General features: G+C 73.4%; 5 protein-coding genes. 2 read left to right on the top strand and 3 right to left on the bottom strand.

Annotation, left to right across the window (positions count from 1 at the left end):
• Window positions 1–92: 92 nt before the first annotated feature.
• A complete protein-coding gene (locus ACWGIS_RS36140; protein ID WP_453366756.1) occupies window positions 93–554 on the bottom strand; it encodes a winged helix-turn-helix transcriptional regulator in 462 nt (153 codons plus the stop codon).
• Window positions 555–699: 145 nt separating this feature from the next.
• On the opposite strand from ACWGIS_RS36140, the gene ACWGIS_RS36135 reads away from it, so the two are divergent.
• Window positions 700–1,869, top strand: coding sequence for a thiolase family protein (locus tag ACWGIS_RS36135; RefSeq protein ID WP_453366755.1), 1,170 nt, complete (start codon window positions 700–702; stop codon window positions 1,867–1,869).
• Between the two features lie 112 nt (window positions 1,870–1,981).
• Here ACWGIS_RS36135 and ACWGIS_RS36130 read toward each other — a convergent pair whose 3' ends face one another.
• A complete protein-coding gene (locus ACWGIS_RS36130) occupies window positions 1,982–2,818 on the bottom strand; it encodes a TVP38/TMEM64 family protein (RefSeq protein WP_453366754.1) in 837 nt (278 codons plus the stop codon).
• Between the two features lie 165 nt (window positions 2,819–2,983).
• Complete coding sequence (gene helR / locus ACWGIS_RS36125) at window positions 2,984–5,158, bottom strand: RNA polymerase recycling motor ATPase HelR (protein ID WP_453366753.1); 2,175 nt, start codon at window positions 5,156–5,158, stop codon at window positions 2,984–2,986.
• 967 nt (window positions 5,159–6,125) lie between these two features.
• On the opposite strand from helR, the gene tuf reads away from it, so the two are divergent.
• Window positions 6,126–7,307 (top strand): elongation factor Tu, encoded by a 1,182-nt coding sequence (gene tuf, locus ACWGIS_RS36120; RefSeq protein WP_453366752.1) that lies wholly within the window; start codon window positions 6,126–6,128, stop codon window positions 7,305–7,307.
• Window positions 7,308–7,349: the final 42 nt, after the last annotated feature.

The following is a 7,349-nucleotide window of genomic DNA, read 5'->3' as shown; positions in this document are numbered from 1 at the left end:
CCGCCAGCCGCCAGCCGCCAGCCGCGCACGCGGCCCGGCCTACGCCCCGCCCGCGCGCGGCCCGGCCCACGCCGCCGCGCACGCGCCGGGCGCTACGCCGCCGCGGGCCCCGTCACCGTCCAGCCCGGGGCCTGCGGGTGGGCCGCCAGGTCGTCGTGCCTGACCTCCTCGCCGCAGTCCCGGCAGACGACCTGGGGAACCAGCTCGTGGCCGCAGGAGTGCTCCAGCACCATGGGGCGGAAACCGTCCTCCTGGAGGTGCCGGTCCCCCCACGCCATCAGCGTGAACAGCACCGGCTCCAGCTCCCGTCCGGCCGGGGTGGGCCGGTACTCGTAGCGCTTGGGGCGGTCGCTGTACTCCACCTTCTCCAGCACGCCCGCCTCCACCAGCCGCTTGAGCCGGGCGGTCAGCACGTCGCGCGGAGCCCCGATGTTGCGGACCAGCTGGTCGAAACGCGTGGCGCCCAGGGACACCTCGCGGAGGACGAGCAGGGAGTACTTCTCGCCGACGAGGGCGAGCGTGGCGGCGATGGAGCAGGGGCGGGCGTCCTTCATGCCGACCAGTCTAAAGGGTGGGTTGGTTCTTCCAACCCACTGAGCTACTCTGGGGTCACTTAGCGGGTTTGGAAAACCAACTCACCCGTTCCGGGTGTCCGGCCCAGCCCGTCCGACCGCCGGTTCCTCACTGGAGAGGCCCACCATGCGCGACGCCGTGATCGTCGAAGCCGTACGCACCCCCGTGGGCAAGGGCAAGCCGAACGGCTCCCTCGCCCATGTCCATCCCGTGGAACTCCTCGCCCACACCCTGCGCGCCCTGGTCGAGCGGTCCGGCGTCGACCCGGCGCTGATCGACGACGTCATCGGCGGCACCGTCGACCAGGTCGGCGAGCAGGCGATGAACACCACCCGCTACGCCGTGCTGTCGGCCGGGTTCCCCGAGACGGTGCCCGCGACGACCGTGGACCGGCAGTGCGGCTCGTCCCAGCAGGCCGTGCACTTCGCAGCGCAGGGCGTGCTGTCCGGCGCCTACGACCTGGTCGTCGCCTGCGGAGTGGAGTCCATGAGCCGCGTCCCGATGTGGTCGAACGTGCCGGCGGGCAAGGACCCCTTCGGGCCCGGCGTCGCCGCCCGCTACCCGGAGGGTCTCGTCCCGCAGGGCATCAGCGCCGAACTGATCGCCGCGAAGTGGGGGCTCTCGCGCGAGCAGCTGGACGCCTTCGCGGTGAGCTCTCACCGGAAGGCGGCCGCGGCCTGGGACAACGGCCTGTTCGACGCCGAGGTGGCCCCGCTGGACGGCGTACGGCGGGACGAGTGCGTACGGCCCGCCAGCACCCCCGAGACCCTCGCCGGGCTCAAGCCCGCGTACTACGACCCCGCGTTCGGCGAGCGATTCCCGCAGATCGAGTGGAACGTCACCGCGGGCAACGCGAGCCCCATCAACGATGGCGCCTCGGCCGTGCTCATCACGTCCGGTGAGACGGCCGCCCGGCTCGGCCTGCGTCCGCTGGCCCGGCTCCACAGCTTCGCGGTGACCGGCTCCGATCCGCTGCTGATGCTGACGGGCGTCGTCCCGGCCACCGAGAAGGTGCTCCGCAGGGCGGGGCTCGGCCTGGACGACATCGACCTCTTCGAGGTCAACGAGGCGTTCGCCAGCGTGGTCCTCGCCTGGCAGCAGGAGACGGGCGCGGACCTCGGCCGGGTCAACGTGCACGGCGGCGCCATCGCCCTCGGTCACCCGCTGGGCGCGAGCGGCACCCGGCTGACGACCACCCTCGTGCACGCCATGCGCGAACGCGGCGCCCGCTACGCGCTGCAGACGATGTGCGAGGCGGGCGGACTCGCCAACGCGATGGTGCTGGAGGCGGTTTGAGCCCTCGGGCAGGAGAGCCGACGCACCGAATGAACTCGTGAAGTCGTGGACATGTGAAGTCGTGGACATGTGAAGTCGTGAACTCGTGAACCGGTGACCGGGTTCTCCGGTGTCAGCGGGCGGCGCGCAGGTGGTGGCGCTTGCGCCAGGCCACCACCGTGCCGATCAGCGCCGGTACCGCGATGAAGCCCATGGCGGTGAGGAACGCGGGCGAGGTCGGAGCCGAGGCGCGGGCGCCGGCGACGACGTACGCCGCCGTGTTCGGCACCGAACCCAGCGCCGTCGCGATCAAGAACGGCAGCCAGCCCATACGGGACACCGCCGCGCAGTAGTTGGCGGCCCAGAACGGCACCCCGGGGAAGACCCGGGCCACCATCATCGAGCGGAAGCCGTGCCGGCTGAGCTGCCCGTCCGCCGCCTTGAGCCACCGGCCCCGCAGCAGCGGGCGCAGCGCGTCCTGCCCCAGGAACCGGCCGAGCCCGAAGGCCAGGCCCGCGCCGAGCACGGTCCCGCCGAGCGCGGCGCCCACGCCCAGTTGAGAGCCGAACAGGGCGCCGGCCGCGAGGTTGAGCAGCGGCCGGGGCACGAAAGCGACCGTGCACAGGCCGTACGCCACCGCGAACACCAGGGCCGCCGCCGCGCCGCCGAGCTCGGGCGGCCAGCCGTCCGCCAGCAGGCGCTGCGGTTCGAAGAGGAGGACGGCGGACGCGGCAGCCGCGAGCAGCACCAGCAGCAGGGACAGCCGGGACCAGGGCGAGAGCAGTGCTCTGGCGCAGCGGGCGGTGAATCCTCTCGCGGTGAGTGAGCCGTTCGGGTCGGCCGACCCGGGACGAGTGGCGCCGGTGAGCCGTCCGGTGCCCGCGAGCTCCGTCGCGGGGACGAGCTCCGTGGCGGTGGCCGGGGGAGTGGCCGTGGCGGTGCCCCCAGAGCGGGTGGTGGCATCGAGCATCCGGCGACACTAACCGACCCATGTGTGTGATCGCCGTATGGTTCGTCTCACGGAGGTCACAGATTCCCCGACATCGTGTGCGTCGGGCGGCATGCCGGACAGTGCCCCCGCTGACGTTCCGTCCGCTCGGCGGCACCGCGGCGCCCGGGAGGCCGCCCGCCGGGCTCAGGAACTCGTCAGGACGACGAGCTGCCGGGTCGCCCGGGTCATCGCCACGTAGCGGTCCACCGCCCCCTCGACCCCCGTGCCGAACTCCCGCGGGTCCACCAGGACGACCAGGTCGAACTCCAGCCCCTTGGACAGCTCGGGAGTCAGCGACCGGACGCGGGGCGTCGCCCGGAACCCCGGGGCGCCGATCACGCACGCGGTCCCCTCGGCGTGGTCGGCGAGCCAGGTGTCCAGGACCGCGTCCAGGTCCGAGACGGCCCCGTGGACGACCGGGACACCGCTGCTGCGGATGGAGGCCGGCACGTTCGCGTCGGGCAGTACGGCACGGATGACGGGCTCGGCCTCCGTCATGACCTCCGCCGGCGTGCGGTAGTTGACGCCGAGGGAGGCCGGCGTGATCCGGTCGAGCCCGATCCGCTCCAGCCGTTCCCGCCACGACTCGGTGAAACCGTGCCTGGCCTGGGCACGGTCCCCGACGACGGTGAGACTCCGTGACGGGCACCGCAGCAGCAGCATCTGCCACTCCGCGTCGGTGAGTTCCTGGGCCTCGTCCACGACGACGTGCGCGAACGGGCCCGCCAGCAGGTCCGGATCGGCGGTGGGCAGTTCCGACTCGTCCACCAGGCTGACCCGGGCGTCCTCGCCGCGCAGCATCCTCACCAGGCCCTCGCCGTCGTCCCCGTCGGCACCCGAGTCGGCCGCCGCCTCGATCAGGTTGTCGACCACCTGTGTCATGCGCTCGCGCTGCGCCGCCAGGACCGACTCGTGCCGGCGCCGGCGCCGGGCGGCCCCCGGATCGCCGAGCCGCTGCCGCGCCGCGTCCAGCAGCGGCAGATCGGACACCGTCCAGGCCCGGGCGTCCGCGCGCTGGAGCCGCCGCACCTCGTCGCGGCTCAGCCAGGGGGCGCACAGCCGCAGATAGGCCGGCACCGACCACAGGTCCCCCACCAGGTCGGCCGCCTCGAGGAGCGGCCACGCCCGGTCGAAGGCCGCGACCAGTTCCCCGTCCCGCCGCAGCGCCCGGCGGACCAGCTCGGCGGGCGCGTCGTCGTCGTGCTTCTCGACGATGATCGTGAGCAGTTCCTCGAAGACCTGGTCGCGTGCCTCGTTGTGCGCGCTGCCCGGCTCCGCCGTCTCGAACGCCACGGCCCAGTCGTCGGCGCTGAGCTGGACCTCGGACCACGGCGTGGTGACCGTCATGCCCGTCGCCGGCGGCTCCTCGTAGAACCTGACGGCCGTCTCGACCGCCCGCACCATGTCCACGGACGACTTGAGCCGGGCCACCTCCGGATCGGCCTCGGCCACCGCCTCCGCTCCCTCGGCGACCAGGTCCCGCAGCGTGCAGGTCTGCACGCCCTCCTCGCCGAGGCTGGGCAGCACGTCGGAGACATAGGCGAGGTAGGGCCGGTGCGGGCCGACGAACAGGACACCGCCCCCGCGCTGCCGGAGCCGCGGGTCGGAGTACAGGAGGTAGGCCGAGCGGTGCAGGGCGACGACGGTCTTGCCCGTGCCCGGGCCGCCGTCCACGACGAGGGCTCCCCGGGAGCCCGCCCGGATGATGGCGTCCTGGTCGGCCTGGACGGTGCCCAGCACGTCGCGCATCCGGGCCGACCTGGTGTCGGCGAGACTGGCGATGAACGCGGACTGGTCGTCGAGCGCGGCGTGCCCGGCGAATCCGTCCGCGGTGAAGACCTCGTCCCAGTAGTCGCCGATCCGGCCGCGGGTCCAGCGGTACCTGCGGCGACTGGCCAGCCCCATCGGGTTGGCGTGGGTGGCGCCGAAGAACGGTTCGGCGGCGGGTGAGCGCCAGTCCAGCAGCAGCCGGCGGCCCGAGCTGTCGGTGAGGCCGAGCCGGCCGACGTACACGGGCCCGGAGCCGTCCGCGCCGACCATGTGGCCGAGGCACAGGTCCACGCCGAAGCGGCGCAGGGTGCGCAGGCGGGCGGTGAGCCGGTGGATCTCCGCGTCCCGGTCCATCGCCTGACGGCCCGTGCCGCCGGGCGCCCTGCGTTCGGCGGCGAGACGGTCGGACAGTTCGGCGATCGTCCGGCCGAGGCTTTCCGCGAGGGTTGCGAAGTGCCGCTCGTCGGCGGCGGTCAGCCTCGGGTCGGCCTTGGGGGAGAGGTGGTCGGGAAGGTCGAACACGCTGGTGGTCAGCGGATTCACGGGCATCGGCTCCGATTCGGGGTCGCCGGCGGTCGTCGCGCGGCAGGCAGTGCGGTCCGGCGGGAGGAACGGGGGGTGACCGTGACGGGTGCGGCTCCGTCCGGCGTACCCCGTGGGTCTCGTCGGGCCAGGTGGCGATGTGGGTGGGTTCTCGTGGTCCGTGGTTCGTGGTTCGTGGTTCGGGGTCCGTGGTCCGTGGTCCGGGGTTCGGGGTGTCGTGGTGCGTGGTCAGGGGTCCGGGCGGGTCTCCGCATGGGCAGGGGGCCAGGGCGTGCGCGGCCGGTGTCCCGACGTCCGCGCGCGCCCCGCACGCCGGTGGCGGCACGGGCATGACGTGACTCCGTCCCCGCGGATCGCGGCTTCGGCCGGTCAGTGTGCGGCATCACGGGGGCCTTGCCGCAAGGCCCCCGGTGCGCTATACGTTGAGAGTGGAAAGGAGCGGGCACCCCTCCTTTCCCTTTCTTTTTGTCCGCCGCGGGTTCGTTCCGTCCGCCGCGGACGGACGGCCTCTCGAATCGCGGACCCGGGCCGGGCGTTCGGTGCATCCGCCGGCCGCGCCGGACCGGTAGAACGTGCGGGGCCCTCGTCCCGCACCCCTCAGCCGGGGCGGGGGCCCGTCGCCCGCCGGTCCTCACCCGGCGCCGGCCCGCCGCACCGGCCCCTGACGCCCCGTCGGCACCGGGCGTGTCCTGGCCGCGGAAAACCATTCGACGTGCGCAGACGCGTCGGCGATGATCGCCTCATGTTCCGGTACGCCTTCCTCCTCGCGACATCCGCAGCAGCGGATGCGCCGAAGGCTGCCGTCCTGATCGTCACGGGCGCCGTCGACGGCGCCCGAAGCTGACCCTTCCCGGATCGTCCGGCGGACCCCGCAGGGGGAGGGTCGGCGAGTCCTCGGGGTCCCCGCTCCGGCCCGTGCGCGCCGGAGCTCTCACTCAGCTCCGCTGACATGAAGAGGCTTCGAGGTACAGCCATGCCCAAGACGGCATACGTGCGGACCAAACCGCACCTGAACATCGGCACCATGGGGCACGTCGACCACGGCAAGACCACCCTGACCGCCGCCATCACCAAGGTCCTCGCCGAGCGCGGCTCCGGCACGTTCGTCCCGTTCCACCGGATCGACCGGGCGCCGGAGGAGGCCGCGCGCGGCATCACCATCAACATCGCGCACGTCGAGTACGAGACCGACACCCGGCACTACGCGCACGTGGACATGCCGGGCCACGCCGACTACGTGAAGAACATGGTCACCGGCGCCGCCCAGCTCGACGGGGCGATCCTCGTCGTGTCCGCGCTCGACGGGATCATGCCGCAGACCGCCGAACACGTGCTGCTGGCCCGGCAGGTGGGCGTCGACCACATCGTCGTCGCCCTGAACAAGGCCGACGCCGTGGACGACGGCGAGGACGCCGTACTCGCCGACCTCGTCGAACTGGAGGTCCGCGAACTGCTCTCCGCGCACGGCTACGGCGGCGACGCCGTGCCCGTCGTACGGGTCTCCGGGCTCAAGGCCCTGGAGGGCGACCCCCGTTGGACCGCGGCGATCGACGCGCTGCTCGACGCCGTGGACACGTACGTGCCCATGCCCGAGCGGTATCTCGACGCGCCGTTCCTGCTCCCCGTCGAGAACGTGCTCACCATCACCGGGCGCGGCACCGTGGTGACGGGCGCGGTGGAGCGCGGCACGATCCGGGTCGGCGACCGGGTCGAGGTGCTCGGCGCGGCCGTGGACACCGTCGTCACCGGCCTGGAGACCTTCGGCAAGCCCATGGCGGAGGCGCAGGCCGGGGACAACGTGGCCCTGCTGCTGCGCGGAGTGCCCCGCGACGCCGTACGCCGCGGGCACGTCGTCGCCGCGCCCGGCAGTGTCGTTCCCCGACGCCGTTTCTCGGCGCGGGTGTACGTCCTGTCGACGCGCGAGGGCGGCCGTACGACCCCCGTCGCGACCGGCTACCGGCCGCAGTTCTACATCCGCACCGCGGACGTGGTCGGCGACGTCGACCTGGGTGACGCGGCGGTCGCGCGGCCCGGTGACACCGTCACGATGACGGTGGAGCTCGGCCGCGAGGTCCCGCTGGAGCCCGGTCTCGGCTTCGCGATCCGCGAGGGCGGCCGGACGGTCGGCGCGGGCACGGTGACGTCGGTCGGCTGAGACCGGCGGCCGCTCGCGCGGCGCGGGTGCCCGTCCCAGAAA

This window comes from Streptomyces sp. NPDC054842 (assembly GCF_053611025.1).
The sequence above is the reverse complement of the archived record's forward strand: the minus strand, read 5'-3'. Positions and strand labels throughout refer to the sequence as shown.

What these genes read in the sequence shown, in the direction of transcription:
- tuf (WP_453366752.1), top strand. Translation starts at nt 6,126, where the DNA reads ATGCCCAAGACGGCATACGTGCGGACCAAACCGCACCTGAACATCGGC.
- helR (WP_453366753.1), bottom strand. Translation starts at nt 5,158, where the DNA reads ATGCCCGTGAATCCGCTGACCACCAGCGTGTTCGACCTTCCCGACCAC.
- ACWGIS_RS36140 (WP_453366756.1), bottom strand. Translation starts at nt 554, where the DNA reads ATGAAGGACGCCCGCCCCTGCTCCATCGCCGCCACGCTCGCCCTCGTC.
- ACWGIS_RS36135 (WP_453366755.1), top strand. Translation starts at nt 700, where the DNA reads ATGCGCGACGCCGTGATCGTCGAAGCCGTACGCACCCCCGTGGGCAAG.
- ACWGIS_RS36130 (WP_453366754.1), bottom strand. Translation starts at nt 2,818, where the DNA reads ATGCTCGATGCCACCACCCGCTCTGGGGGCACCGCCACGGCCACTCCC.